The 1,946-nt window shown below is 60.1% G+C and carries 1 protein-coding gene; it reads left to right on the forward strand.

What is annotated here, in order from left to right; genetic code table 11:
* The coding region (locus N878_RS19085) for a Tn3-like element IS1071 family transposase (protein WP_021445170.1) at nt 1-1,946 on the forward strand (1,946 nt) is incomplete at both ends.

The following is a 1,946-nucleotide window of genomic DNA, read 5'->3' on the forward strand; positions in this document are numbered from 1 at the left end:
CCTTGGATTCCAGTGGATGAGCGAGCACCAGCGCCGCTCACTGGTACGTGAACTGCGCGACGAAGTGGCGCGCTGCGCCGACCGCGATCAGCTACTCGTGCGGGCGCGTCAATGGCTGTACAAGAACAAGCTGGTGATCGTGCACGAGCGGGCAATTCGGACACTGATTGCGGCGGCACTTGCCCAGCTTGAAGTTGAAACAGGCACCGCCATCGCCGCCAGCGTTGATCCAGCAACACTTGATCGCTGGCGAGCCTCAGTTTCAGAGCTGCGCCCAGATGGACAAACCCAGCAGAGTTGGCTATGGGCTGCACCGGCGAAACACTCAACCCGCCAAATCAGCGAGGTACTGGAGCGCATCGACCTGCTTTACACGCTGGACGTTCATAAGCACCTGGCAGACATCCCCGATCTCATCTTGCGCCGCTACGCGCGCCGACTTGTCTCCAGGCCGCCCTCAGCCGGAGCCAAGATCAAAGAGCCAGCGCGCACCGTGGAGGTCGCATGCTTTCTTCGGTATTGCCTGTTCACCACCACAGACCAGTTGATCCTTATGGTGCAGCGCCGGATCGCCGATCTGTGGCGTCAGGCTGCCGCCGATGTCCCCGCTACCGTCAATTGGGCCGCAATGTACAAAACGCTGCTCGGCGAACTTGTTGCCTTGAGCGCGCAAGGTGCGGTGCCAGATGCTGAGTTGCGTGCCCGTCTTGAAGCCTTGATCACCGAAACCCAGAAACGCAAACCACCGAGCAGGGCCTCCCTGGTCCGCGAGGGATTGATTGATGGAATTCGCCCCGTGCGGTCGTTGCTCGTCGCCATTGCAAAGCTGCCCTGGCAGGCCACCGGCGAGCATCCTGCCATCGAGTACCTTGCCAAGCTGCAAGCTTTATATCTCAAAGGATCCAGAAAGCTGCCAGTTGAAGTGGTGGCACCAAGTCTGGGAATGATCTGGCAGGTTTCGATCTCCAGCCCAGACCGGGAACGGGCGTTTCAGGCGTTGGAGGTGGCCACCCTGTTTGCCCTGCGCCGCGCGGTGCGCAATGGCTCGGTCTGGATTGAGCACAGCCTGAGCTTTCGGGGTCGTGCGCGCTTGTTCTTCACGGACGAGCGTTGGCAGGCAGAGTCCAAGAAACACTATGCCCGTCTATCGTTACCCAGCAAGGCTGCCACTTTCTTGAAGCCTTTGCTGGCCAGAGTAACTGCCGGTGTCGATGCGGTGGCCGCTGCAGCCCGCAGTGGCGTACTGCGCGTGGATGATGAACTCCATTTGTCGCCATTGCCCGCAGAGGACGAAGACCCAGAAGTGACCAAGCTGCGCGCGGCTTTGGATCACCGCATCGGTGAGGTTCAATTGCCGGAAGTGATTCTGGCCGTTGACGCCCAGGTGCGCTTTAGCTGGATCATGCTCGGACGTGAGCCGCGCTCTACCGACGAGCTGCTGATGGTCTATGCCGGCATCATGGCCCACGGCACCAGTCTGACTGCGGTCGAATGCGCGCGCATGATTCCGCAATTGTCTGCCACCAGCATTCGCCAGGCCATGCGCTGGGCGCGGGACGAACGGCGTCTGAGCCAGGCCTGCCAGGCTGTGCTGGAATTCATGCAGCGACACCCGATTGCCGCCACCTGGGGGCGGTCCGATTTGGCATCTTCTGACATGATGAGCATGGAGACCACCAAACGGGTGTGGCAAGCCCGGCTTGATCCTCGGCGCAACACACCTTCCATTGGAATCTACTCCCATGTAAAAGACCGGTGGGGCATCTTCCATGCGCAGCCCTTTGTGCTCAATGAGCGCCAGGCGGGCGTGGCCATTGAAGGTGTCATCCGCCAAGAAAAGCTGGAGACCAGCCAGCTTGCTGTGGATACCCATGGCTACACCGACTTTGCCATGTCACATGCCCGTTTGCTTGGTTTTGATCTTTGCCCGCGGTTGAAGGAACTCA

The sequence above is a fragment of the Pseudomonas sp. EGD-AK9 genome (assembly GCF_000465935.2).
Lineage (GTDB): Bacteria > Pseudomonadota > Gammaproteobacteria > Pseudomonadales > Pseudomonadaceae > Aquipseudomonas.